This is a genomic window from Luteibacter anthropi (assembly GCF_023699965.1).
Taxonomy (GTDB): domain Bacteria; phylum Pseudomonadota; class Gammaproteobacteria; order Xanthomonadales; family Rhodanobacteraceae; genus Luteibacter; species Luteibacter anthropi.
The window spans coordinates 4,660,173-4,684,430 of the sequence record NZ_CP077072.1; the positions used below are offsets into that span (position 1 = coordinate 4,660,173).

Sequence of the window (24,258 nt, forward strand, 5' to 3'; positions counted from 1 at the left end):
ACGGTGGCGGGCGTTCCTGGCGAATGCCTACTTGCGCTTCCAGGCGCCGGAGGCATCCCGATAATACCAGCCCGAGGGCGCGCGCTGGACCCAGCCGTCGGCGAAGGTCTTGCGGATCTGCCCTTCCCACTCCGGATGGCCGTTGGCCTTTGCGATCGCGGCATACAGGGCGTTGCGATCGGCGTTCTCCTGGTCGACGAGCGAACGCTGGTCGAGCGGGATGGCGCCCGGGTCGCGAGCGGCGACCAGGCCGTCGGCCGTGAAACCGACCGCACCGCTGTCGAACAGGCCCTTCAGCGCGCCGCCGAAGCGGTTCTTCATGCGCTCGCGGATGGCGTCGGTTTCAGGACTGCGCACCTGGATGTCCGGCGATTCAGCGGCATAGGCGGCCGGGATAAGCAGGTCGAGGACGGCCGCCGAGGGCTGCTTGCCGCTGGCCGGCCTGGCCGGGGCCGTGGATGAACCACCGGCCGGACGGGCCACGCCGCTGTCGTCGAGCACGTTGCCGATGAACTGGTCGGCGGCCTTCTGCGCGGCGGCCTCGGGGAAGTAGACGTTGATCGTGACGCAACCGACGAGGGCGATGGCGGCCATGACTATGAGGGAGGTCAGTAGTTTGCGCATGGGTGTTTGGGTCTTTTCGAGGTGGCGTCCGGGCAACCGTTGGGGAGCTTAGCCTGGTCGTGTGTAGGGTTTATTGTGGCTTGCCTCTTATCCCGGTCGCGCGCAGGCGCGCTCCTACAACGGGCGTTAGCGGACGACGGGGGCGCCGCCTTCGGTGGCGGCCTGGAGGCGGCGCACGAGGGTGGGCCAGTCGACGTCGCGCTGGTGGCCGAGCACCGTGAGGCGCGGCAGGCCGCTGCCTTCGACGATAGTGTAGCCATCCTTCGTCGGGCCCAGGCCGCCCATGCTGCACAGGTCGCCCTTCAGGGTGCACGACAGGCCGATACGCCGGTAGCCGAAGGTCTTGAAGATCTTCAGCACCGTGCCCTGGAGTCCGCCGGCGATACCACCGCCGCCGACCGAGGTGAGGTTGTTGACCGCCTTCTGGCTGATCCGGCCGCCTTCGTCGGCGAGCAGGTTCGCCTTGAACGCCACCGGCTTCCAGGCCACCAGGCGCAGGTCGTCGATGGCGCCGCTCATGTGGCCGGTGATGCTGCCGAAGTCGAACACGGACGTAAGCAGGCCGAGGTCGAGCTGGCGCAGGGCGATGTCGCCCGTGAGTACCGGGACGTCGCTGAAGGGTTTGGAGACCGTCATGCCGGTGATGTCCACGAAGCCGCCGAACACGTTGACGGAGAGACCGCCGCCCAGCTCCATGCGATCGTCGACGTAGCGCAGGCTGGGAATGGCGCCGCCCAGCGTGCCCTTGAACTCGGGCCAGCCCAGCGCCCGGCAGAAGGCCGCCATGTCGATCTGGGTAAGCGCCAGGGACGTCTGCAGACGCTCGCCGCTGGCCGCCGCGGGCTTCCAGCCAAGCCCGAGCACCCGCAGCTGACCATCGAGCACGGGAATGGCAAAGGGCTTCTCGAGCGAAAGAACGCCGCCCTTGCTGCGCCAGCCGGCTTCGGCGGCGCCGTTGGGAATTTTCAGCATCTGCAACGAGCGCCAGCCCAGCCGGGTCGCCGGGCGGTCCTCGGTGGCGCTCCAGTCGAGGGCGCCACGCAGGCCGGTGATGCCCAGCCGGCCGTCCGCAAAGGACAGGTCCAGGCCACCTGTCTGCAAGGTAAAGGCCGCAGGTGTTGCGTGCTCCATGTCGAAGCTGCCGGACAGATCACCGGCTGCACGCACGTTGTCGAGTCCGAAATTTCGCAGCAACCCCTTGCCGTAACGATCGTAGGCGGAGGGGAAACGCGCGGCGAAGCGATCGATGGTGAGGCGGTCCATATCGCCCTTCGCATCGAAACTGAGTTCGCCCTCCAGTTGCAGGGCATCGGGATCGGTCACCCGCAGGCGCTGCAAGGCAACCGCGCCCTTCTGCGAACGAGCCGAGAGGGAAAGCTGGACGACATGGGCGGGCAGCGCTGCGTACAGGGGCCCCAGCAACAGTTCGCCCCCCTTCAGGGCGCTGTCCAGATCGATCGTCGTCCCGGCTGGCTGGTTGTCGATGCCGAGCCTTCCGCTACCGGAGAGCTTCGCACCCGCAAGCCGGCCGCCCGGCCCCTCGAACCCCACGCCATCCAGGGCGAACTGCCCGCCGGCCTGGATGCCCTCGCCGAGAAGATCAAGCGCAAGGTCGGCGTCGACCTTGCCCGTGGTGAGCTTGCCGGCCCACACCGTGGAGACCAGCCCCTGCAACCAGCCCACGGGCAGGCCCTTCAGGGTGATCTGGGCGTGCGTCGGCTGGTCCATGGGCAACGCCAGCTGGGCGTTCGCCTTGTCCTGGCGGATGACTACTTCAAGCGTATTGGCCGCCTCATCGGCCACGATGCGTACCGAGGCATCACTGAGGGCACCCCCCTGGGCACCCTTGAGGCGAATCCGCCCATCGAATACCCAGCGCCCCAGTTCATCGCGATCGAGGCTGCCATCGAGGCCCATGCCGAGTTTCTTCCAGCCCATGGCCGGCAGGTCGGTGCGGACGGCGGACAGATTCACCGACACCCCCTTGCCCGCATCACCCGGGGCAAGGTCAGCCTTCAACCCGCTGATGCTCAGCCCGGGCAGATCAAGGCTGTCGGCCCCTACCGAAAGACCCGCACACGCCAGCGCCGGCCAGGCGACGAGGCACCAGGCAAGGGCGAAAATGAACCATGAGCGGGTTGATACCGGAAGCATGCTCGTCCATTCTGCCAAATCCTGATGAACGACATGGAATGTTGAATGCTGAATCCTGCTTCAGAGCGATCCCCACCTCCCGTCATGACAGCTTCGCGCAAGGTCCTGGTAGCCGATGACGACGCGTCCACGCGCGAGTTCCTGACTGCGGCCCTGAAGATGCTCGGCTACACGACGATACCGGCGGTGGATGGCCGGGATGCACTGGAGAGCGCCATCCGGGAGCGTTTCGACATCCTGCTGCTCGACTGCCGGATGCCGGGTGCGGGGGCCATTGAAGTCCTGTCCAGCCTGCGGGCGCACGCCCATGCGGCATCCCGCCAGGCCGTCGCATTCGCCACCAGCGCCGAAATCGCTCCTGCGCAAAGGCAGGCCCTGCTCGCCGCTGGTTTTGCCGGCATCCTTGAGAAGCCTTGCCGGGTCGCCACGTTGGGCCAGGTGCTGGCTTCCGCGATGAACACCGTCGCCGATGCCGATGCAAAAAGACTCGATGACAACGAGGCCATCCAGGCGACGGGCGATGCCCGCACCATGCATGCCCTTCGCGGCCTGTTCCGGCAGGAACTGGCCCAGCTCGATGGCGAGATCGAGGCACTGCCTCCTGACGCCTTGCTCGACCGCCTGCATCGGCTGCGTTCCGGCTGTGGCTTCTGTGGCGCTACGCGCCTGAATCAACAGGTACGCCTGCTGCAGACGCATATCGAGACACATCCCGAGACCCGGGGCGAAGCCATGACCATGTTCCGGACTGAGCTGAAGGCGACCATGACCGCCCTGGAACTGGCTTCTGCCTGATATTCAGCGCAATACGCGCCAGGCTTTCAGCTCACCGCCCCCCAGGTGAAACGAAATGACCTGGCGCATCATGCGACGCAACGATGCCAGGCCGGCCGTATCGGGAGAGGTATCGCTGGCGAGCGCCAGCAGGTCGCCTCCGCGTATCGCATGCGGATCACCGGCACGCCCCGGCGTCGCGCCGGCCTCCGGATCGTAGTAATAGCCACGCGTCGGATCGAGCGGCTCGCCAGTGGCTGCATCGATATCGAGCTGCAACGCATAACCCAGCGAATCGAGCATGTCGCGCTCGAAGCGACGCAGTGTCCAGGCCAGCGGCTCACCCCCGGCCATCCGGGCAAGTGTGCGCTCGTACAGGCCAAACAGCTCCGGATTGGGATCCTGCCGCCCCGTGAGCCTCACGACCAGCTCATTGAGATAGAGGCCCGCCATGCCCGCATCACCGGAGAGCCGCTGGACCGGGCCCACCGGTTCCGCGCCACGCAAGGTGGCCAGCTCTCCCTTGAGCATGAGGTCGAGTTCAAGCCGCTGGAAGGGCTCCAGCTGCGCACGCTGCACTTGCGCGCGCTCCCGGCGGACACCTCGTGCAACCACGCCCAGCCTGCCGTGATAGCAACTCAGGCATTCGACCAGCAGCGAGGTTTCGCGATAGGGCCGCGCATGCAGGACGAAGGCAGGTTCTCGTTCGACGCGCATGCCGGCCGTCCAGGCTCACTCGTAACCGAAACGCTTCAGGAGGTTCTCGTCGTCGGCCCAGCCTTCGCGCACCTTCACCCAGAGCTTGAGGAAGACCTTGCGCTCGAAGAGATGCTCCATCGCTTTACGGGCCGACGTGCCGATGGCCTTGAGCTGGGCACCGCCGTCACCGATCACGATCGCCTTCTGGCCGTCGCGCTCGACCCAGATCACCGCGTGCACCTCGGCGATGCCGTCGGGACGATCCTGGAATTGCTCGATTTCCACCGTGGTGGCGTACGGAAGCTCCTGGTCCAGGCGCACCATCAGCTGCTCGCGCACCAGCTCCGCTGCAAGGAAACGCTCGCTGCGGTCGGTGATTTCATCTTCGCCGTAGACGGCCGGTTGCTGGGGCAGGCGCTTGAGGATGCCCTTTTCCAGGCCGTCCAGACCCTTGGACTTCAGCGCACTGACGTAATAAACCTCGTCGAACGGATGCTTCTGCATCAGGTCGGCGACGAAGGGCAGCATGATCGTCTTGTCTTTCTGCAGGTCGACCTTGTTGATCGCCAGCAGCTTCGGCAGGTCCTTCTGCTCGCTGAGGGCGGCATACATCGCGGCATCTTCGTCCGTCCAGCGACCGGCCTCGATCACCTGCACGGCCAGGTCGACTTCCGTGATGGCCGCCCGCGCCGTGCGGTTGATGCTGCGGTTCATGGCGCGCTTGGCACCACGGTGCATGCCCGGCGTATCGACGTAGAGGATCTGCCCCTCGGGCTTGGTCGAGATGCCCAGGATGCGGTGACGCGTGGTCTGCGGACGGTGGCTGACAATGCTCAGGCGCACGCCGATGAGGGCGTTGAGCAGGGTGGACTTGCCAACGTTGGGCCGCCCCGCGAGGGCGACATAACCACAACGGAAATCGGTGGCGGCTTCGCCTTCGGGGTGTTCGGTTTCGTTCATGACTTCGGTGTTTCCTGTAGACGACGCAACACGGCGTCGGCGGCCTCCTGCTCGGCGGCACGGCGGCTTCCCGCCCTGCCCTCCACGCGGATCGCCGTGGGCTCGTCGATGGAGCAGCTGACGTCGAAGGTCTTGGCGTGATCTTCGCCGTAGCTGTCGATGAGTTCGTAGACGGGCAAGGGCAGGCCCTTGCCCTGCAACCACTCCTGCAGACGCGTCTTGGCGTCCTTGCTGGAGCGCTTGAGTTCGGCGATGCGCGGCGTGAACAACCGGCGCACCACCTGCTGGCAGGCGTCGTAGCCGTCGTCGAGATAGACGGCGGCGATCAGCGCCTCGAACGCGTCGGCGAGAATCGATTCGCGACGAAAGCCGCCGCTTTTCAGTTCGCCCGGGCCCAGCTTCAGCCGGTCGCCCAGCTCAAGCTCGCGGGCGACGACGGCCAGTGCCTGGCCATTGACCAGCTGCGAGCGAAGCCGGGACAGCTCGCCTTCGCTGGCGTTGGGATGCGCGTCGTACAACAGTTCGGCGACCGTCGCGCCTAGCAGCGCGTCGCCAAGGAATTCCAGCCTCTCGTTGTTCGGCCTGCCCGCGCTGCGATGGGTCAGCGCGAGGTCCGCGAGGGAGGGATTACGGAAATGATGCGGAAACTCCACGATGACTCGTTACGCCTGGCTGTTTCTCAACGGCACCGCGTTTTCGAAGTGCAGGAGGAAGTCGATGTTGTAGAGGAAATGCACGCGCTTGTCGTAGGAAATGCGCAGGACGCTGGCATTGTTCTGGCGATCGATGGTGATGTCCTTCGGCTGGATCGTGGCGTCGTCCACGTACTGGAAGTTCATCTTGAAGGCCAGGTTGCGGCGCACTTCGTTGATGTCCGAGGTATTGCCATCGGATGCGAGCTGGGACATGGCCTTCTTCACGCCGAAGAACTCGGTGTAGGCCGGCACCAGCTTCATGCCCATGTAGGCAAAGAAACCAAGGACGACTAGCAGCAGCAGGAAGCCGATGAGGGTGATGCCCGATTGCCTGGTCTTCATGTCTCGTGTTCCCCGCCCGTGGTGGGCCCCTGTGATGCTGATAATGCACGCGGGGCGCCAGGCGCCCCGCTGCGGAGATTACCGCGTCCCGGCGTGCCGCGGGACGCCGGCCGGCGTGACACCGGCCTTGGCGTTCGTCAGTGGATGACCCGGCCCATCTTGCCGAAATCGAGCCAGCCGTTGCCCGGGCCGCGCCACGCCAGCCAGACGAAGAAGGCCTTGCCCACCAGGTTCTGCTCCGGCATGCAGCCCCACCAGCGGCTGTCCGTGCTGTTCATCCGGTTGTCGCCCATCACGATGTAGCAGCCCTTGGGCACTTCCGAGGGCACCACGGCGTTCGGGATGTCCATGGGCGTCGTGTAGGCCGGCGTCAGGGCGATGGTGTGGTTCACGCTGCCCAGGTGCTCGGTGTAGAGCTTGGAGCCGTAGGTCATCAGCAGACGGTCTTCGGGCTCGTTCATGTTGCCCTTGTACGGCCCCAGCTCGTCGGCGCCGATGCGCTCGCCGTTGATGTAAAGATCGCTGCCCCGGGTTTCGATGCGGTCGCCCGGCAGGCCGATGACGCGCTTGATCCAGTTTTCGCTGGGCACGGGGGCATGCGGGTTCTGGCAGGTGACATCACCACCACGGATGGTGTTGCCCTGCTCGTCCTTGCAGAGGTAGCCCGGGAAACGGAACACCACCACATCGCCGCGGCGGGGTTCACCGTTTTCCACCAGCTTGTTGTTGAAGGCCGGCATGCGCAGGCCGTAGGTGAACTTGTTCACCAGGATGAAATCGCCGACATCCAGCGTGGGCATCATGGAGCCGGACGGGATGCGAAAAGGCTCGGCAACGAAGGAGCGCAGCAGCAGCACCACGAAGATCACCGGAAACAGCGAACGCGCCCAGTCGACCGGCCACGGCTCGGGCTGCTCCTCGCCGGAGGCCTCGGCACGGGCGCGGCGGCCCTTCACCAGGAAAAGGCGATCGAACAGCCAGATCAGTCCGAAAAGGACCGTCAGCCCGAGCAGGATCGCCGAAAAATCGAATGCCGCCATGCCATCTCCGTCAGTCGTATCGAGGGGCCTTCAGGCCCATTCCGGCGCATCCGGCACCGGGTTCCAAGGGTAAAACGTCATGCCACGGTGGAGCGGTTTACTTGTCCACCTTCAGCACGGCAAGGAAGGCTTCCTGGGGAATCTCCACACTACCGACCTGCTTCATGCGCTTCTTGCCTTCCTTCTGCTTCTCGAGCAGCTTCTTCTTGCGCGAGACGTCGCCGCCGTAGCACTTGGCGAGCACGTTCTTGCGCAGCGCCTTGACCGTGGAACGTGCAATGACCGCCGCACCGATGGCCGCCTGGATCGCCACGTCGAACTGCTGGCGGGGAATCAGGTCTTTCATGCGTTCGACCAGCTCGCGACCACGGCGATCGGCATGCGAGCGATGCACGATGAGGCTGAGGGCGTCGACGCGGTCGCCGTTGATGAGGATGTCCACGCGCACGAACGGGCCGGCATCAAAACGCTCGAGCTGGTAATCCATGGAGGCATAACCGCGCGAGACGGACTTCAGGCGATCGAAGAAGTCGAGCACGACCTCGGCCAGCGGCAGCTCATAGGTGACCTGCACCTGGGTGGCGAGGTACTGGATGGAGCGCTGCACACCGCGCTTCTCTTCGCAGAGCTTGATCACGTTGCCCACGTATTCCGCCGGCGTCAGCACGTTGGCGACGATGATCGGTTCGCGGATCTCGGCGATCGTCTGCGGCGGCGGCAGCTTGGCCGGGTTGTCGAGCTCCATCACGGTGCCGTCGGTCTTGGCGACTTCGTAGACCACCGTGGGTGCCGTCGTGATCAGGTCGAGGTCGTATTCGCGCTCCAGGCGCTCCTGCACGATCTCCATGTGCAGCATGCCGAGGAAGCCGCAACGGAAGCCAAAGCCCATGGCCTCGGAGCTTTCCGGCTCGAAGAACATCGCCGCGTCGTTCAGGCGCAGCTTGTCGAGCGCCTCGCGCAGGGCCGGGTAATCGTCGGCCGAGACCGGGAACAGGCCTGCGAACACGCGCGGCTGCATGGTCTGGAAACCCGGCAGCGGCTCTTCGGCCGGCTTGCCGGCCAGGGTGAGCGTGTCGCCCACCGGCGCACCGTGGACGTCCTTGATGGAGGCGTTGATCCAGCCCACCTCGCCCGCCGACAGTTTTTCGAGCTTCTTGCGCTTGGGCGTGAACACGCCCACGTCGTCCACCAGGTGGGTACGGCCGGTGGACATGACCAGGATCTTGTCGCCCGGCTTGATCTCGCCCTGCATCACGCGCACCAGCGACACGACGCCCAGGTAGTTGTCGAACCAGGAATCGATGATGAGCGCCTGGAGCTTGTCCGTGTTACCCGGCTTCGGTGCGGGAATGCGATGGATGATCGCCTCCAGCACCTCGATGACGTTCAGGCCCGTCTTGGCGCTGACCGCGATGGCGTCGGAAGCATCCAGGCCGATGACGGCCTCGATCTCGGCCTTGGCCTTATCGATGTCGGCCGTGGGCAGGTCGATCTTGTTCAGGACCGGGATGACCTCCAGGCCCTGCTCGATGGCCGTATAGCAATTGGCCACCGACTGGGCTTCCACACCCTGGGCGGCGTCCACCACCAGCAGCGCACCCTCGCAGGCGGAGAGCGAGCGGCTCACTTCATAGGAGAAGTCGACGTGGCCCGGGGTGTCGATGAAATTGAGCTGGTAGGTCTTGCCGTCGCGCGCCTTGTAAGGCAGCGAGACCGACTGGGCCTTGATGGTGATGCCACGCTCGCGCTCGATCGGGTTGTTGTCGAGCACCTGCGCTTCCATTTCGCGCTCGGAGAGACCCCCGCACAGCTGAATGATGCGGTCGGCCAGGGTCGACTTGCCGTGGTCGATGTGGGCAATGATGGAGAAGTTGCGGATGAGTTCCATGGAGCGCCGTGATCAAGTTCACCATCGCTCGCGGCGCGAACGACGCGCACCATGACCGGTGCGAATCCCACATTATCGCATGGAAGGCCACCCGCCGCCGAACGGCGGGTGGCTACGGTGCTTCAGCGGTCGCTGGGCACGGTGATACCGACGAAACGCGTGGCATCGTCGCGGCGCACAAGGAGCATGGCCGTATCGCCCGGCTTGATGCCCTTGGTGGCATCGCGGAAGGCGGCGGCACTGCCGACCCGCTTCTGGTTCACCATAAGCACGATGTCGCCCGCCTGGAGACCGGCGGCGGCTGCCCCTCGATCGGACACCTTGCTGACGACTACGCCCTCGCCCGCCTTCAGGCCCAGCTCGGAACGGGTGGCGGCGTCGATATCCTGCACCGCCAGGCCCAGCGCGGCGGCGGAACCGCCCGTTGCGCCCTCGTCGCCCGTGCTGGCCGCCGCCAGGGCCGACTTGTCGCGAGGCAGTTCGCCGACCTTCACGTCTACCGTCTGCTTCTTGCCATCACGAAGGATGTCCACCTTCGCCATACTGCCCGGCTTGGTGATGCCCACCAGCGGCGGCAGGTCCACCGACGAGGTGATCGGCGTGCCATTGAAGGCCAGGATCACATCGCCCTGCTTCAGGCCGGCCTTGTCCGCTCCGCTGCCGGGGGTGACCTGGGCCACCAGCGCACCATTGGCATCGGGCAGGTCGAGGTTCTTCACGAACTGGTCGACCGGCTGCACCGTGACGCCCAGCATGCCGCGGGAGACGTAACCCTTGTCCTTGATCTGCTGGACCACGTTCATGGCCACGTCGATCGGGATGGAGAACGACAGGCCCTGGTAGCCACCCGAGGTGGAGTAGATCTGCGAGTTCACGCCGATCACCTGGCCCTGGAGATTGAACAGGGGGCCGCCGGAATTGCCACGGTTGATCGGTACGTCGGTCTGGATGAACGAGGTATACGGCTGGTCGCCGCTGCCCAGGTTGCGACCCACCGCGCTGATGATGCCGTGGGTGACAGTGGCATCCAGGCCGAATGGCGAACCGATGGCCAGCGCCCACTGTCCGCGCTTCACGGAGCGCGAATCGCCGATGGCCACCGTGGGCAGCGCCTTGGCATCGACCTTGAGCAGGGCGATGTCGTACTGCGGATCCTTGCCCACCACCTTGGCGGTGAAGGTGCGGCGATCCTGCAGGCGCACCTTCACCTCGTCCGCGTCGTCCACGACGTGGTCATTGGTGAGGATGTAGCCATCGGCGGAAATGATGAAACCCGATCCCAGCGAGGTCTGTTCGCGCGGCTGCTGGGGCATGCCGGGCATGCCGAAGAAGCGGCGCAGCAGTTCGTCCTGGTCGTCGGGCGAGATATTCGGCGTGCTTCGTCCCTTGCCTTTGGCAAGGGTGCGGGCACCGCCGTTGCTTTTCGCCTCGACGTGAACGACCGCGGGGGCGTACTTGTCGACGATGCCGGTGAAGTCCGGCAGGTTCTGTGCCTGCGCGCCTGACGCTGCGACGACCAGAGCGCCACCCAGGAGCGCGCGTGCATGCCAATGAGCCATCTTTTCCTCCTTTTTACATAGCCACGGCTGACCGTGCGGAGCATGCCGCACGGCTTGTTACGAATGAAGGGAAGACGCGCGCCGGAGGCGACCGGCGCGCGGGCGTCGTGGCGTCAGTGCGCCGTCGACGACGTGACCGGAGCCACGTAGCGGCTGCCGTCCGGACGGACCAGCAGCATGTAGCCGTTCTCCGTGGCCTGGGCGGCACGGGTACGATGAATCTGATACGGCGTGGAGCGCGGCAGGTAGACAGCACCCTCGTCACCCGGGCCTTCGTAGGCCGCCTTCTGGGTGAACTGGGAGGCCATGTTGCCGGTGAGCCACTGCGGGGCCACGGGTGCCGACGCCGGCTCGGAGGCCGCTTCGGCTACCTGCGTGTCGCCGAGCAGGGAGTGCCCCTGCGCTACCTGGGGAACGGCACCGGAACCGCCGTTGCCGGCCGGCTGCGACAGCATGAGCGCGGCCACGGCGACACTGGCAGCGATGGCACCACCGGCCGACCAGTGCAGCCAGCGGCGACGCTGGGGGGCGGCGGGCACGGCGATGGCGGATTCGGCCTCGATGGCAGCCATGACGCGGCTGGCGAAATCGCGGGACACCGGCGGAGCGCTCTCGCGGCGCAAGCCGTCACGCGCCACGTGATAGCGCGACCAGGGCTCGTTCAGGCCCTGATCGGCGTCGAGACGACGCAGCAGGAAGCGGATTTCCTCCCGCGACAGCTCTCCGTCCATGCCGGCAGAGAGGAATTCCCGATTGGCTTCGCTCATGGGTTTTTGTCCTCGCGGTCGGAAAGCAGCGGCCGCAGTTTGTCGTCGATGGCTTCACGAGCCCTGAAAATACGCGAACGGACGGTGCCGATGGGGCAGTCCATGATGGCGGCAATCTCCTCGTAGCTCTTGCCGTCCACCTCGCGCAGGGTAATCGCGACCCGAAGCTCCTCGGGCAGGGCTTGGACAGTGGAAAACACGGTTTGTTCCACCTGCTCGCGCATGAGTTCGCGCTCGGGGGTGGCACTTTCGTGCATCCGGGTTGCCCCGGGCACGTACACCGCGTCCTCGATGTCGATGTCACCCGTGGGAGGGCGCCGCCCCATGGCCACGAGGTGGTTCTTCGCCGTGTTGACGGCGATCTTGTACAACCAGGTATAGAAAGCACTCTCGCCGCGGAACGAGCCCAGCGCGCGCCAGGCGCGCACGAAGGCCTCCTGGGCGATGTCCTCGCACTCGGTCCAGTCGTGCACGTAGCGGGAGATCAGCGCGACCACCTTATGCTGGTACTTGCGGACCAGCAGATCGAATGCGCGCCGGTCACCCTGCTGCACGCGCTCGACAAGTGCTTGATCCAGTTCGTTTTCGCCCATCCGGGCCGTCTCCTTAACTCTTCAGGGGCCAGTCGCGGGCGCAAATGAGACAAATACGACCCGCGCAAGTTCACCTTCGCAGGGCATCACGGAGAAAATATGCGGATGGGCGGGGGCAGCTCAAGCCGGGGCGGCCATCCCCTCCCCCATCAGGCGCAGCCGTTCGGCCAGCAGCTTGTCGAATGTAACCACGGGTAACGGGCGGCAGAACAGGTAACCCTGGAGCTCGTCGCAGCCCTGGGCCCTGAGGAACTGCAGATGTTCCTCTCCCTCGACGCCCTCCGCCACCACCCCGCGCTTGAGACGATGAGCCATCTCGATCGTGGAGCGCACGATGGCCTCGTCATCGGGATCGACTCCGATATTCCTCACAAAGCTCTGGTCGATCTTGATGCGATCCGCCGGCAGGCGGCGCAGATAGTCGAGAGAGGCCGCGCCCGTGCCGAAATCGTCGATGGCGATGCGGCAACCCAGGGCATGCAGCGCCTCCAGCGTGTCCACCAGGTGCGGCACGGTCTTTACGCTGATGCTTTCGGTCACCTCCAGTTCGAGCTGGGCGGCATCGAGACCGGTTTCCTTTAGTACCGACGCCACGGTGACCGCGAGATTCGGCTGCATGAGCTGCACGGCTGAAAGATTCACACCCAGCCGCAGGCCCAGCCGGTAGCGGTCTTCCCATTCACGGGCCTGCGCGCAGGCCGTGCGCAGCACCCATTCGCCGATGGGCACGATCAATCCCGTGGTTTCGGCCAGCGGAATGAAGAAGGCGGGACTGATCATCCCCAGTTCGGGATGCTCCCAGCGCACCAGCGCCTCCATGCCGACGATGTCTTCGGTAACGGCATCGACCTGGGGCTGATAGAAGACACGCAGCTCGTCATTGCGGACCGCATGGCGCAACCGTGCCTTGAGTTCGATCTGCTGCTGTTGCGATGCATCCAGATTGGCGGCGTAGACCTGGTAGTTGTTGCGCCCCAGGCTCTTGGCGCCGTACATGGCCTCGTCGGCGTGGTGCAGCAGCAATTCGCCGTCGACCGCGTCGTCCGGAAAGAATGCGATGCCGACCGATACGGTGGCCTGCAATTCCGAACCGTCGCCGAGATCCAGCGGCACCTCCATCGCCTGCACCACCTTCTCGGCGATGCGCTGCACATCGTCGCGCTTGATGATGTGGCGCAGGATCATCGTGAATTCGTCACCCGCATAACGCGCGACGGTGTCCGATCCACGGACGCTGGCTCGCAGCCTGCGCGCTACCGCCGCCAGCACCTGGTCGCCCACCGCATGACCCAGGGTGTCGTTGATGCCCTTGAAGCGATCCAGGTCGACCATCAGCGCGGCGAAACATTCACCCGTGCGCTGGGCTTCGCGAATCGTCGTATCCAGGCGGTCGTTGAACAGCAGGCGGTTCGGCAGGCCCGTCAGCGGATCGATAAGGCCACGAGCACGCCCCTGCTCGCGGCTACGACGCAGTTCGAGCATGGCGGCGAAGCGCGCGCCTACCGCGCGCATCGCCGTTTCCAGCATGCGTCCCGCACCACGATGCGATCGTGTGCCGGCCAGCAGCGCACCGAGCACGGTGTGGCGCTCGTCGAACAACGGGATGAAGGCGAATGCCTCCAGTCCCAGGGCTTCGACGAGGGGATCGGTCCAGGGCGTTCCCGCCCCCTCGACCAGGCGCGAGATGTTCTCGCCGCCAAGGCACGTTTTCAGCAGGGAAATATCGGCCGCGTCGCCCCATTCGATGTGTCCGGGGCCGCTCCATACACGGGCCACCAACTCGGGGTCGTGATAGCTTTCGGGGAAGGCCGCCCATACGGCAAGCACGTCCAGCCCCAGCGCCTCGGCCACGCGCCCGGCCATCTCGCCCATGCCCTCGTCGTCGGCAGGAAACGAACCCATCGCGGCAAGCAGGTCGAGGGCGCGGTCTGCCGTATGGCGTACACGCAGGTCGCGAAACGCCAGGGCCACGCGATGGCCCTGGCTATCGACCAGATGGCGTACGTCGACTTCGCCCGGAATACCCGCACCATCCGGCCGGCGCAACACGCAGGGCTGGCCGTCGCCATCGGGCAGCGGCCAGCCCACGCCTGGCGGCAGTTCGAAAAGATCGGCAAGCAGACGCCCCTGCAACGGGCCGTCGCCAGTGCATAGCCGCTCCATCATCTGGCCGCTTTCCAGGATGCGGCCCTGCGGGGTATTCGCTACCACCCACGCCGCACCGGCATCAAAAGCAAAGCGATAGTCACTGCCCGCGACAACCGGCGAGGGCGCGGGCGTGGCAAAGCTCATCGCCGCGCGTATACGGTGTCCCAGTTCCGTGGCGATGGCACTTTCGCGCAGCCAGAACGCATGTCCATCGGGCGGCGTAGCCGCCGGATCGTCACCCACGAGATAGACGATAGGCACCTCGGCATAAGCGGGCATCCCACGCAGGATGCGCAGGCCACGGGCAAGGTCGTCGGTGCCGTCAGCGGCGACGATCGCCACGTGCAAGGGCGGCGAATCGACGAGCAAAGCCGTGAGCTGCTCCGCATCGCGCGCACTAAGCAACAGCACATCGCCCTCGGTATCCAGCGCATCGAACACCGCGCGACGAATCTCGCGGCGTGGCGTGAAGATCAGAACCCCCTGGTTATCGGACATACGACCGCTCAGACCACCCATCGACCATCACGCAGGCGCGGTGTCGCCGAACGGGCATGACGCTCGGCGTCCACCATGGCAATCTCGTCGCCGAGGCCGCCGAGCTGGGCGGGCGTGGCGCCCAGCAGCGCTATCCGTCGCACATGGCCGATCCGGGCCTTTGCCAGCTGCCGCAAAAGCGCACTGTCCGTTGCACTCACCGGCCCTGCCGGCACCTCGACCAGATACACGCCGAAATGCAGGCTTTGCAGCACATAGCGCAGGGCATCGCCCAGACGGGTGCAGCCCGGCACGCGCATCTGCGCATCGCGCAGGCTTACCAGCCCCTCGTTCGGCCGCCACAGGTACACCGCCTGGCCCGTGCGACGGGCGATCAGGCGGAACTGATCGACCAGCTCCACCGCGCTGGCGGACTTGAGGGCCACCAGGGGGCCCGGCGCCGACAGGATGCGGTCGAACAGGTCGGTACCTGCTTGGGAATCGGCGGACATGACCACGCGTTCAGGGAAAACAGTTGAGAAGTATCGAACCAAACGGGAGGCCACGCCAGCGCCGCGTCCCCCGGCGGACCGTGACCATACGCGGGGGTATCTCGCATTCGACCGGACGTAAAGGTATGGTGGCACGCTCATTCACCACCGCACGACCGCCATGTTCGAAGGACTCCGATTCAAGCACTGGAAGACCAGCGAAGGCGACGACGGCATCGTCGTCCTCACGCTCGACCGCGAGGGAGCCAGCGCCAACGCGCTGTCCCGCGAGGTGCTCGACGAACTGGGCATCCTCGTCGAACGCCTGGGCATCGAGGGCCCGCGCGGCGTGATCATCCACTCCGCGAAGCCGTCGGGCTTTGCCGTGGGTGCCGATATCAAGGAGTTCGTGGAATACGCCCGCGCCGGCGTCGTCCTCGACAACATCGAAAACGGCCAGCGCGTCTTCGAGGAACTGGCACGCCTGCCCTTCCCCACCGTGGCCGCCATTCATGGCGCCTGTCTGGGTGGCGGTGCCGAACTGGCACTGGCCTGCCGTCAGCGCATCGCCGCCGATGATGAGAAAACAAAGATCGGCCTGCCCGAAGTGATGCTCGGCATTCATCCCGGCTGGGGTGGCACGGCACGCCTGCCGCGCCTTATCGGCGCGCCCGATGCACTGCCGGCCATGCTTACGGGCAAGCCGTTCAACGCGCGCCGCGCGAAGGCCGTGGGCCTCGTCGACCGCCTGGCCCGCCCGGAAGAACTGCTCGCGGAAGCGCGGCACCTGATCAAGCGCCCGCATCAGCGGCCGTTTGCACAGCGCGCCAAGGCCTGGGCCACCAATACGGCCCCCGCCCGCGCCATCCTCGCGCCCATGGTCCGTAAGCAGACGGCCGCGAAGGTCCGCAAGGAGCACTACCCGGCGCCGTTCGCGCTGATCGACGTCTGGGCACGTGGTGGCAGCAGCATCCAGCAGCGCCTGAAGCTGGAAGCCAAATCGGTGTCAAAACTGGCTGGCACGCCGACCGCGCGCAACCTGATCCGCATCTTCTTCCTGCAGGAGCGCCTGAAGGGGCTCGGCGGCGGCGTCGAGCACGGTATCGAACATGTACACGTAGTGGGTGCCGGCACGATGGGCGGCGACATCGCGGCCTGGTCGGCACTGAAAGGCTTCAACGTCACCTTGCAGGACCGCGAACTGCGCTTCATCGAGCCTGCCCTCAAGCGCGCCCGCACGCTGTTCGAGAAGAAACTGAAGGCCAGCGCCAAGGTCGAGGCCGCCGTGGGCCGTCTTCGCGCCGACGTCGACGGCAAGGGCGTGGCGGATGCCGATCTCGCCATCGAGGCAATCTTCGAGAATCCCGAAGCCAAGCACGCGCTCTACGCAGTCATCGAACCGCAGTTCCAGTCCGATGAAATGCTTGCCAGCAATACGTCATCCATTCCGCTGAACGAACTGCGCCAGGGCCTTGCAGCGCCCCAGCGCTTCCTCGGGCTGCACTTCTTCAACCCCGTGGCGCAGATGCCACTGGTGGAAGTGGTGCGCCACGACCAGCTCGACGGTGACATCGAGAAGCGTGCGCTTGCCTTCTGTAAGGCCATCGGCAAGCTGCCCGTTCCCGTGAAGGGCACGCCTGGCTTCCTGGTCAACCGTATCCTCATGCCCTACCTGATGGAGGCCATGCGCCTTTACAACGAAGGTGTCCCCGGGCCGGTGCTCGATCGCGAGGCGAAGAAGTTCGGCATGCCGATGGGGCCCATCGAACTGGCCGACACGGTCGGACTCGATGTCTGCGCATCGGTCGGCAGGGAACTCGCTCCCTTCCTCGGCCTGGAGATCCCGCAAGGCCTGGAAGAAAAGCTGGCCGCCAACAAGCGCGGCAAGAAGGATGGCGAAGGCCTTTACGTCTGGAAGGAGGGCAAGCCGCAGAAGCCGGAGGTCGATCCGGATTACGTGGCCCCGCCCGACCTCCAGGACCGCATGATCCTGCCCATGGTCAACGAGGCCATTGCCTGCCTGGCGGAGGGCGTCGTGGACGATGCCGACCTGCTCGATGCGGGCGTCATCTTCGGTACGGGCTTTGCGCCCTTCCGTGGCGGCCCGATCCAGTACGTGCGCACGGAAGGCGTCGCCACGGTGCGCGAGCGCCTGGCGAAGCTGGAGCAGAAGCACGGCGCGCGCTTTGCCAAGAAGGAAGGCTGGGACAATCCCATCCTGACCACCCCCGCCGCCTGACAAAACCTGTAGGAGCGCGCCTTGCGCGCGACCGGTTTTGGCGATTCGTACATTTCGCTAATACCGGTCGCGCGCAAGGCGCGCTCCTACAGATGTAGCGTCATACCTCGCAGGTGCCCTCAGGGCACGGCTGCATCACCACATCAGGTCGTCCGGTACGCCGTCATCCGACTCGTTTGCAGCATTCGGATCGACCAGCAGTGCGATGAACTCCGGTGCAAGGGCGCGCAGTTCTTCAATGACCGCACTGGCTACCACAAGGTAGCGTCCATTCTGCTGCACGATGCCGAGCTCACCCGCATTGATCGCGGTCAGCTGCGCCGCATCCACATGCACGCGACGGATCTTGTCGCCATAGGGAAAGTGACGCACCTGATCGGCTTCTGCCAGGTTCAGTGCCTTGCCCTTCAGCAATTCTTCGACCTTGCGCTTCTTCTCCTTGCGCAGACGCGCCAGCTCGGCCGCCTCGGCTTCCGCCTTGCGACGATCGGTGGCTTCCGTCTGGGCGCGGATCGCATAGGCCTTGGCGAGATCGATCTCGCCATCTTTTTCCTTGCGCGGCGGACGCTGCGCCTGCTGCCCGTGTGGCTTCGGCTTCTGGCCACCACCCTGTCCCGGCCGGGCACCACCCGGCTTGCCACCGTGCCGGGCGCTTTTCCCCGCATACGGCTGGCCACTCGCACTGCCCTGCTTCGGCGGCGGCGAGGACGTCCTTTTCTCTTCGCGGATCTCCTTGACGAGGCCGCTCTTCAACAACTGGTCGCGCAGGGACTCTGCCATGATCGGTAAGACTCGTTCGATGTTCAGTAGTGCGGCGGCGGCGGTTCGGTAGCGGGGTCGCTACCCAGGCCGGCACGCATATTCACCAGGTCCGAGCGCAGGTCGCGCATGGCCCGTTCCAGCAGATCGAGGCGTCGGGCGATTTCGGCATCCGCCGACGACAGGCCATTGACCGTGTCGTCGATGAAGGCGAGCCTCACCTCCAGCTCCATCATTCGTTCGTCCAGCTCAGTCATGGGCGCGCCCCTTGAGGCTGCGGCCACGGCCGATACCGTAATAAGCGATACCCGCCTCTTCGACCGCCGCGGGATCGTAAAGATTGCGGCCATCGAAGATCACCGGCGTGCGCAGCAGCGATTTCACGCGCGCGAAGTCCGGGCTGCGGAAGGCCTTCCATTCCGTGACGATCACCAGCGCATCGGCCCCTTCAAGGGCCTCATAGGGCCGTTCGGCCAGGTGCAGGTCGTTGCGCTCGCCGTAGATACGCTGCGTTTCGTCCGCTGCCTCCGGATCGAATGCACGTACCTTCGCGCCGGCCTCCCACAGCTGCTCCATCAGGCGACGGCTGGATGCCTCGCGCATGTCGTCGGTATTGGGCTTGAAGGCCAGACCCCAGACCGCCACGGTCAGACCCTGCAGCTGGCCGCCGAAATGCCGGGAAAGCAGATCAAACAAACGGGACTTCTGCGAATCGTTGACGGCCTCCACCGCATCGAGCAGGCGAGCGTCATAACCCACGGTGTGCGCCGTGCGAGCGAGCGCCTGGACATCCTTGGGGAAGCACGAGCCACCGTACCCGGCGCCCGGGTAGATGAAGTGGTAACCGATGCGCGGATCCGCGCCGATGCCCTGGCGGACCAGTTCGACGTCGGCGCCCACGTGCTCGGCGATGTTGGCGATCTCGTTCATGAAGCTGATCTTCGTGGCAAGCATCGCGTTGGCCGCGTACTTCGTGAGCTCCGCCGAGCGTTCGTCCATCACCACCATGCGGTCGTGATTGCGATTGAAGGGAGCGTACAGCTTGCGCAGCACGCCGATGGCCTTCTGACTGGAGGCACCGACGATGATGCGATCGGGGCGCATGCAGTCTTCGACCGCGTCGCCTTCTTTCAGGAATTCGGGGTTCGACACCACGTCGAAAGCCGTATCGGCCCCACGGGTAGCGAGGCGCCCGGCAATGGCTGACTTCACCCGGTCGGCGGTGCCGACGGGAACAGTCGATTTGTTGACCACCACGGTGTAGCGATCGATGTGATCACCGATGGTGTGGGCGACAGCCAGAACATACTGAAGATCGGCGCTGCCATCTTCGTCAGGTGGCGTGCCGACGGCAATGAAGACGACATCGCCATGCGCGATGCCGTGGGCCGCATCCGTGGTGAAATCCAGGCGTCCCTCACCGTGGTTGCGCACCACCATGGGCTCCAGGCCCGGTTCGTAGATGGGGATGTCGCCCTGCTTCAGGCGTTCGACCTTGCCGGCATCCACATCGACGCACACGACATGGTTGCCCATTTCGGCAAGACAGGTACCGGTGACGAGACCGACATAACCGGTGCCGAAGATGGTGACTTTCATGGAACTCCCGGGAGACTTCAGCGTGCGCGCCGTAAGCCGCAAATTGTAAGCCGCACGGGCGGTGGAGCAAAGAAAAAGGCGCGGATTGCTCCGCGCCTTTTCATCTCACGATGGAAACGACGACTTACTTGCCGCCGCCGGCCGCCGGAGCGGCGCCCGGACCCTGACCTGCGGGGGTCGGACCGGTCTTGTTCAGCGTCACGTCGAAGATGATCGTCGCATTCGGCGGGAAGCCGTTTTCCGGCTTGGCGCCGTAAGCGATGTTCGACGGGATGAACAGCTTGTACTTGCCACCGACCTGCATCAGCTGCAGACCTTCGCGGAAGCCCGGGATCACCGCGGCGAGCGGGATCTGGGCGCCACCCGGGGTCGGGTGATCGGCCGAGGAGTCGAACTTCTCGCCGTTCACGAACGTACCGGTGTAGTCGATGGTGACGGTGTCGTTCGGACCCGGACGCTGGCCGGTACCGGCCTGGACGACCTGGTACTGCAGACCCGAGGCCGTGACCTTCACGCCCGGAGCGGACTTGTTCTTGGCCAGGAACTCGTCGCCTTCCTTCTTGTTCTGGGAGGCAACCTTGTTGTACTCGGCTTCGGCCTTGGTCTTCAGGTCGGCAACGAAGGCGTCGCGGACCGTCTTGGCTTCGGCTTCCGACATGGTCGGCTTCTGGCCCGAGAGCGCCGCGGTCACTGCCTTGCCCACGGTCGCCGGGTCGACGCCTTCACGAACGAGGGGCGGCAGCTGGCTGGCGATATCCCAACCCACGACGTAGCTGGCCTTCTGCTTATCGACCGCGCCCGAAGCGGCAGCCGGCTTGGCGGCCTGGGCGGATGCGCCCGCAGCCGTACCCAGCGCAACCGCCAGGGCGACGGCCGTCATCGTGGGACGCAAAAAGTGCTTCATTCGGTACTCCCTCTCTGTGAAATGAATTCGGCGACGCCGCCGGTACACCTCCATGTGGAGGCGGAAACGCCATTGTGCTGTGGTTCGCGTGTCGCTTGCAATGACGGGCCAGAGACAGGCTTTCACAGGAAAAGTTCAGAAACCTTTCCGTGATGTGACCGATACCTCATTCCTCGTGCTCGTGCCCCGGCTTGTCCAGGGTGTCACGCAGCGCCGCCTGGAGGCGGGCGTGCACCTGGACGAGCACCCGCCAGAGCAGCCAGGTGAGCAGAATTCCTATGAGAATCAGTACGAACGCAACTTCTCGCGGCGGCAGGATCGTGGACGCGAGTGCCGCCACCAGCAGGCCGAGGATGAGCATGGCCACCACGGGAATGATCCGCCCCAGCACGGCGCGAATCCGGTAGGTGCGCTCGCCGAAACGGTCGGGGATGCTCAGTTCGGCCAGCAGCATGCCCAGGGCGCCAGCCTTCCGATAGGCCGCAACCACCATCGGCAGCGACAGCAGGGCCGCCACCGACCAGGCCAGGCTGCGCCTCACGGCCGGTTCGTCGCTCAGGATTTCCAGGTGAAGGAAGCCGCGCCGGTAGGCAAAGGCCACGATGATGAAGACGGCAATGACCAGCACCATGTTGATCACCACATGCCAGACCAAGCGCCGGATCATCTTCATGACCATGGCGCCCTGCCCTTGCAGCCCAAGGCTTCCCATCCAGTCGGTATAGGCTCCGAACACGCCCGTGACCCGCGCGGGCAACACCCTGCCCATGACGTTGGCCAGCGGATCGGAAGCCCGGATGAGATAGGGAGTGAGGAAGGTGGTGAGGGCCGATACCGCCACCGCCACCGGATAAAGAAAGTTGCTGGTGACCTTCAGCGTAAGACCCAGCGAGGCGATCACGAACGAGAATTCGCCGATCTGCGCCAGGCCCATGCCTACGCGCAGGGAGGTCCGGCCGTCGTTGCCCGCGACGAAACTGCCGAAACTGCATGTAATGACCTTGCCCACCACCACGGCGATGGTGACGATCGTGATCGGCCACGCGTAGTCGAGCAGCAGCGCCGGGTCGATCAGCATGCCGATGGCCACGAAGAAGATCGCACTGAACATGTCGCGCACCGGCATGATGATGCGCTCGATGCGCGCCACGCTCTCCGACTCGGCCACGATGGCGCCGATCATGAAAGCGCCCAGGGCCACGCTGTAGCCCAGCTCGGTCACCAGCAGGCAGAAGCCGAAGCAGATACCCAGCACGGCCACCAGCAGCACGTCATTGCGGCTCACCCTGGCGATGTAATCGACCACGCGCGGCACCAGCAGCAGGCCGACCACCAGCGACACCGCCATGAACAGCCCCAGCCGCCCGATGGCGGCAAAGGCCTGCCCGGCCTCCACGCCGCCGGTGCTGGCGATACCCGTCAGCAGGGCCATCAGCACGATGGCCAGCAGATCCTCGACGATGAGGATGCCGAACATCAGCTGGGCAAAGCGCTCGCGCTTGAGGCCCAGGTCTTCCAGTGCCTTCATGATGATGGTGGTGGAAGAGATGGACAGCATCGCGCCGAGGAACAGCGAGTCCATGGCCGTCCAGCCAAAGAAACGTCCGATCTCGTAGCCGATCCAGACCATCAGCACGATTTCCGCGAAGGCGGCCACCAGCGCCGCACCACCGACGGCACGTAGCTTCTTCAGGCTGAATTCGAGACCTAGTGCGAACAGCAGGAGGATCATGCCCAGCTCGGAGAGCGTGCGGATCGTCTCCTCGTCGTGGATGAAGATCACCGGAAGCGTATGCGGCCCGATGAGCAGGCCGGCGATGATGTAGCCCAGCACGACCGGCTGGCGAAGGCGCTGGAACAGCACCGTGGTGAGTCCGGCCACGAGCATCACCGTGGCGAGATCCTGGATGAAAACGATGCCGTGCATGCCTGTCCCTGTAGGTATGGACAGACAGGTTAACCCGTGTGGTGTGACGGCAGCACGGAATGCACGAAGAAACGCGCAAAATCATGCGGCGATGCAAGTGCCCGCAGTTGTTAACGTTTCCCCAAAATGGGGAAAAGATTTCAAAATTTCTGTAACGAATGCTTGACGCAGTACTGGCTCGCCCGTATTCTTTGCGGCTTCCAGCAGGGGGCCATAGCTCAGCTGGGAGAGCGCCTGCATGGCATGCAGGAGGTCGCCGGTTCGATCCCGGCTGGCTCCACCAACTTCTAGTACGTCCCCATCGTCTAGAGGCCTAGGACATCACCCTTTCACGGTGGCGACCGGGGTTCGAATCCCCGTGGGGACGCCACTTCTCTGGTTCGCCAGGGAAGAGAAGGTACCGAAGTTGGTTTGTTGTTGGAACGTTTCAAGAAGTAATTCGGAGCGGTAGTTCAGTCGGTTAGAATGCTGGCCTGTCACGCCGGAGGTCGCGGGTTCGAGTCCCGTCCGCTCCGCCATTACTTTGAACGAAAAAGATTCCGCCCGCGGGGCGGATTTTTTTTCAAAGCGGGGCCATAGCTCAGCTGGGAGAGCGCCTGCATGGCATGCAGGAGGTCGGCGGTTCGATCCCGCCTGGCTCCACCAACTTCTAGTACGTCCCCATCGTCTAGAGGCCTAGGACATCACCCTTTCACGGTGGCGACCGGGGTTCGAATCCCCGTGGGGACGCCACTTTCCTGGTTCGCCAGGTAAGGCAGATGTGTAGAAGTTGGCAGGTGCTGAAGGTTTGCAAAGCAGTTCGGAGCGGTAGTTCAGTCGGTTAGAATGCTGGCCTGTCACGCCGGAGGTCGCGGGTTCGAGTCCCGTCCGCTCCGCCATTGCTTTCATGAGAGTCCGCCTTTTTGGGGCGGATTTTTTTTGTCTTGAGTTTGGTGGGGGTATCGCCCTGGACGGTCGCGCGCGAGGCGCGCTCCTACAGGGGGGCGCTGCGCCTTGGACGGTCGCGCGCGGGGCGCGCTCCTACGGGGGGCGCTAGGCCTTGGATGGGTGCGCTCCTGCAGGGGGCGTGATTGCCTTGTAGGAGCGCGCCTTGCGCGCGACCGGATCGAAGCGAAACGCGCGCCCCTCAAACCCCAGGCACATCCCCCACCCGCTCCAGCGTCCCGATCGAGTGCCCCTGCTCTGCCAGGTACTCCAGCCAGCGGCTGAGAAACCCGTTCATCCGCAGGCGATGCTGGAAAACGGTGTGCGCCGGCGGAAACGGCCCCAGCACCTGCCAGAGCTTCCGCCCCGGATGGCAGTGCATCGCCTCGGCCACGTGGGCGTCGGTATACATGCGCAACTGCGCCGACGGCGAGGGCTGCCCCGTGGCCTCGTCGACGAAGTCGTAGGTGAGCTCCAGTTCGAGCGTGTACGGATGCTTCTCCTGGATGTCGAGCCGTACCTTGAGGCCGTCGTCCACGTCGGACACATAACGCCCGGCCGCCAGTCGCTGGGGCGCGAACAGGCGCGCCAGGCGATGGTAGTTTTCCGAGTAGAGCCCCATCAGGAACTCGAAACGCCCCGGAATGAGCGCGGGTGAGCGGGCGATGGCGGCGGTCATGTGCTGCGCGGGTCTC

21 protein-coding genes and 6 tRNA genes are annotated in these 24,258 nt (G+C 65.0%); 8 read left to right on the forward strand and 19 right to left on the reverse strand.

Going from position 1 to position 24,258, the window contains the following annotated elements; genetic code table 11:
- Positions 1–27: 27 nt before the first annotated feature.
- Together KR767_RS19825 and KR767_RS19830 are read right to left on the reverse strand one after the other, a co-directional pair.
- Complete coding sequence (locus KR767_RS19825) at positions 28–624, reverse strand: YdbL family probable chaperone protein (RefSeq protein ID WP_166948778.1); 597 nt, start codon at positions 622–624, stop codon at positions 28–30.
- Positions 625–750: 126 nt separating this feature from the next.
- Positions 751–2,778 carry a hypothetical protein gene (locus tag KR767_RS19830; RefSeq protein ID WP_250877537.1) on the reverse strand — a complete coding sequence of 676 codons (2,028 nt, stop codon included), beginning with the start codon at positions 2,776–2,778 and terminating at the stop codon, positions 751–753.
- An 84-nt stretch (positions 2,779–2,862) separates the two neighbouring features.
- Here KR767_RS19830 and KR767_RS19835 point away from each other — a divergent pair, with 84 nt between their 5' ends.
- Positions 2,863–3,573, forward strand: a complete 711-nt coding sequence (locus KR767_RS19835; RefSeq protein WP_250877538.1) for a response regulator — start codon at positions 2,863–2,865, stop codon at positions 3,571–3,573.
- Between the two features lie 3 nt (positions 3,574–3,576).
- Here the strand turns inward: KR767_RS19835 and recO are convergent, their stop codons facing one another.
- The 11 genes from recO to KR767_RS19890 all read right to left on the reverse strand — a co-directional run bounded on the left by recO (position 3,577) and on the right by KR767_RS19890 (position 15,232).
- Positions 3,577–4,269, reverse strand: coding sequence for a DNA repair protein RecO (gene recO, locus KR767_RS19840; RefSeq protein WP_166948772.1), 693 nt, complete (start codon positions 4,267–4,269; stop codon positions 3,577–3,579).
- A gap of 15 nt (positions 4,270–4,284) precedes the next feature.
- The gene (era, locus tag KR767_RS19845; RefSeq protein ID WP_166948771.1) at positions 4,285–5,211 is read right to left on the reverse strand and encodes a GTPase Era; all 927 of its coding nucleotides are present in this window, start codon (positions 5,209–5,211) and stop codon (positions 4,285–4,287) included.
- Positions 5,208–5,864, reverse strand: a complete 657-nt coding sequence (gene rnc / locus KR767_RS19850) for a ribonuclease III (protein WP_166948769.1) — start codon at positions 5,862–5,864, stop codon at positions 5,208–5,210. Before rnc ends, era begins: the two co-directional genes overlap by 4 nt.
- 9 nt (positions 5,865–5,873) lie before the next feature.
- Positions 5,874–6,248 (reverse strand): DUF4845 domain-containing protein, encoded by a 375-nt coding sequence (locus KR767_RS19855; protein WP_166948768.1) that lies wholly within the window; start codon positions 6,246–6,248, stop codon positions 5,874–5,876.
- Between the two features lie 137 nt (positions 6,249–6,385).
- Positions 6,386–7,288: a signal peptidase I gene (gene lepB, locus KR767_RS19860; RefSeq protein ID WP_166948767.1), complete on the reverse strand. Its 903-nt coding sequence runs from the start codon at positions 7,286–7,288 to the stop codon at positions 6,386–6,388.
- A gap of 97 nt (positions 7,289–7,385) precedes the next feature.
- Positions 7,386–9,176: a translation elongation factor 4 gene (gene lepA, locus KR767_RS19865; RefSeq protein WP_166948765.1), complete on the reverse strand. Its 1,791-nt coding sequence runs from the start codon at positions 9,174–9,176 to the stop codon at positions 7,386–7,388.
- A gap of 122 nt (positions 9,177–9,298) precedes the next feature.
- Entirely contained in the window at positions 9,299–10,735 is a 1,437-nt protein-coding gene (locus KR767_RS19870; RefSeq protein ID WP_166948764.1) for a Do family serine endopeptidase, read from the reverse strand.
- 113 nt (positions 10,736–10,848) lie between these two features.
- Positions 10,849–11,502: a sigma-E factor negative regulatory protein gene (locus KR767_RS19875; RefSeq protein WP_250877539.1), complete on the reverse strand. Its 654-nt coding sequence runs from the start codon at positions 11,500–11,502 to the stop codon at positions 10,849–10,851.
- Positions 11,499–12,095: an RNA polymerase sigma factor RpoE gene (gene rpoE, locus KR767_RS19880; protein ID WP_166948760.1), complete on the reverse strand. Its 597-nt coding sequence runs from the start codon at positions 12,093–12,095 to the stop codon at positions 11,499–11,501. Before rpoE ends, KR767_RS19875 begins: the two co-directional genes overlap by 4 nt.
- 120 nt (positions 12,096–12,215) lie before the next feature.
- Positions 12,216–14,741, reverse strand: a complete 2,526-nt coding sequence (locus KR767_RS19885; RefSeq protein WP_250877540.1) for a putative bifunctional diguanylate cyclase/phosphodiesterase — start codon at positions 14,739–14,741, stop codon at positions 12,216–12,218.
- A gap of 8 nt (positions 14,742–14,749) precedes the next feature.
- Positions 14,750–15,232 (reverse strand): hypothetical protein, encoded by a 483-nt coding sequence (locus KR767_RS19890; RefSeq protein ID WP_250877541.1) that lies wholly within the window; start codon positions 15,230–15,232, stop codon positions 14,750–14,752.
- 160 nt (positions 15,233–15,392) lie between these two features.
- Between KR767_RS19890 and KR767_RS19895 the strand changes: the two genes are divergently transcribed.
- Entirely contained in the window at positions 15,393–17,450 is a 2,058-nt protein-coding gene (locus KR767_RS19895) for a 3-hydroxyacyl-CoA dehydrogenase NAD-binding domain-containing protein (protein ID WP_250877542.1), read from the forward strand.
- A 135-nt stretch (positions 17,451–17,585) separates the two neighbouring features.
- Here KR767_RS19895 and KR767_RS19900 read toward each other — a convergent pair whose 3' ends face one another.
- The 5 genes from KR767_RS19900 to KR767_RS19920 all read right to left on the reverse strand — a co-directional run bounded on the left by KR767_RS19900 (position 17,586) and on the right by KR767_RS19920 (position 22,639).
- Positions 17,586–18,230 carry a DUF2058 family protein gene (locus KR767_RS19900; RefSeq protein ID WP_166948755.1) on the reverse strand — a complete coding sequence of 215 codons (645 nt, stop codon included), beginning with the start codon at positions 18,228–18,230 and terminating at the stop codon, positions 17,586–17,588.
- A gap of 23 nt (positions 18,231–18,253) precedes the next feature.
- Positions 18,254–18,466 carry a SlyX family protein gene (locus tag KR767_RS19905; RefSeq protein ID WP_166948753.1) on the reverse strand — a complete coding sequence of 71 codons (213 nt, stop codon included), beginning with the start codon at positions 18,464–18,466 and terminating at the stop codon, positions 18,254–18,256.
- Complete coding sequence (locus KR767_RS19910) at positions 18,459–19,808, reverse strand: UDP-glucose dehydrogenase family protein (protein WP_250877543.1); 1,350 nt, start codon at positions 19,806–19,808, stop codon at positions 18,459–18,461. Before KR767_RS19910 ends, KR767_RS19905 begins: the two co-directional genes overlap by 8 nt.
- A gap of 124 nt (positions 19,809–19,932) precedes the next feature.
- Positions 19,933–20,712, reverse strand: a complete 780-nt coding sequence (locus tag KR767_RS19915) for an FKBP-type peptidyl-prolyl cis-trans isomerase (protein WP_166948749.1) — start codon at positions 20,710–20,712, stop codon at positions 19,933–19,935.
- 166 nt (positions 20,713–20,878) lie between these two features.
- Positions 20,879–22,639: a cation:proton antiporter gene (locus KR767_RS19920; RefSeq protein ID WP_166948748.1), complete on the reverse strand. Its 1,761-nt coding sequence runs from the start codon at positions 22,637–22,639 to the stop codon at positions 20,879–20,881.
- Positions 22,640–22,846: 207 nt separating this feature from the next.
- Between KR767_RS19920 and KR767_RS19925 the strand changes: the two genes are divergently transcribed.
- From KR767_RS19925 to KR767_RS19950, 6 genes are all read left to right on the forward strand, one after another.
- A tRNA-Ala gene (locus tag KR767_RS19925) sits at positions 22,847–22,922 on the forward strand.
- 11 nt (positions 22,923–22,933) lie between these two features.
- Positions 22,934–23,009, forward strand: a tRNA-Glu gene (locus KR767_RS19930).
- Positions 23,010–23,080: 71 nt separating this feature from the next.
- Positions 23,081–23,157 (forward strand) — tRNA-Asp (locus tag KR767_RS19935).
- 51 nt (positions 23,158–23,208) lie between these two features.
- Positions 23,209–23,284 (forward strand) — tRNA-Ala (locus KR767_RS19940).
- A gap of 11 nt (positions 23,285–23,295) precedes the next feature.
- Positions 23,296–23,371, forward strand: a tRNA-Glu gene (locus KR767_RS19945).
- Between the two features lie 69 nt (positions 23,372–23,440).
- Positions 23,441–23,517 (forward strand) — tRNA-Asp (locus KR767_RS19950).
- A gap of 248 nt (positions 23,518–23,765) precedes the next feature.
- On the opposite strand, the gene KR767_RS19955 is transcribed toward KR767_RS19950, so the two are convergent.
- Positions 23,766–24,242, reverse strand: a complete 477-nt coding sequence (locus tag KR767_RS19955; protein ID WP_166948746.1) for a DUF1249 domain-containing protein — start codon at positions 24,240–24,242, stop codon at positions 23,766–23,768.
- Positions 24,243–24,258 lie beyond the last annotated feature (16 nt).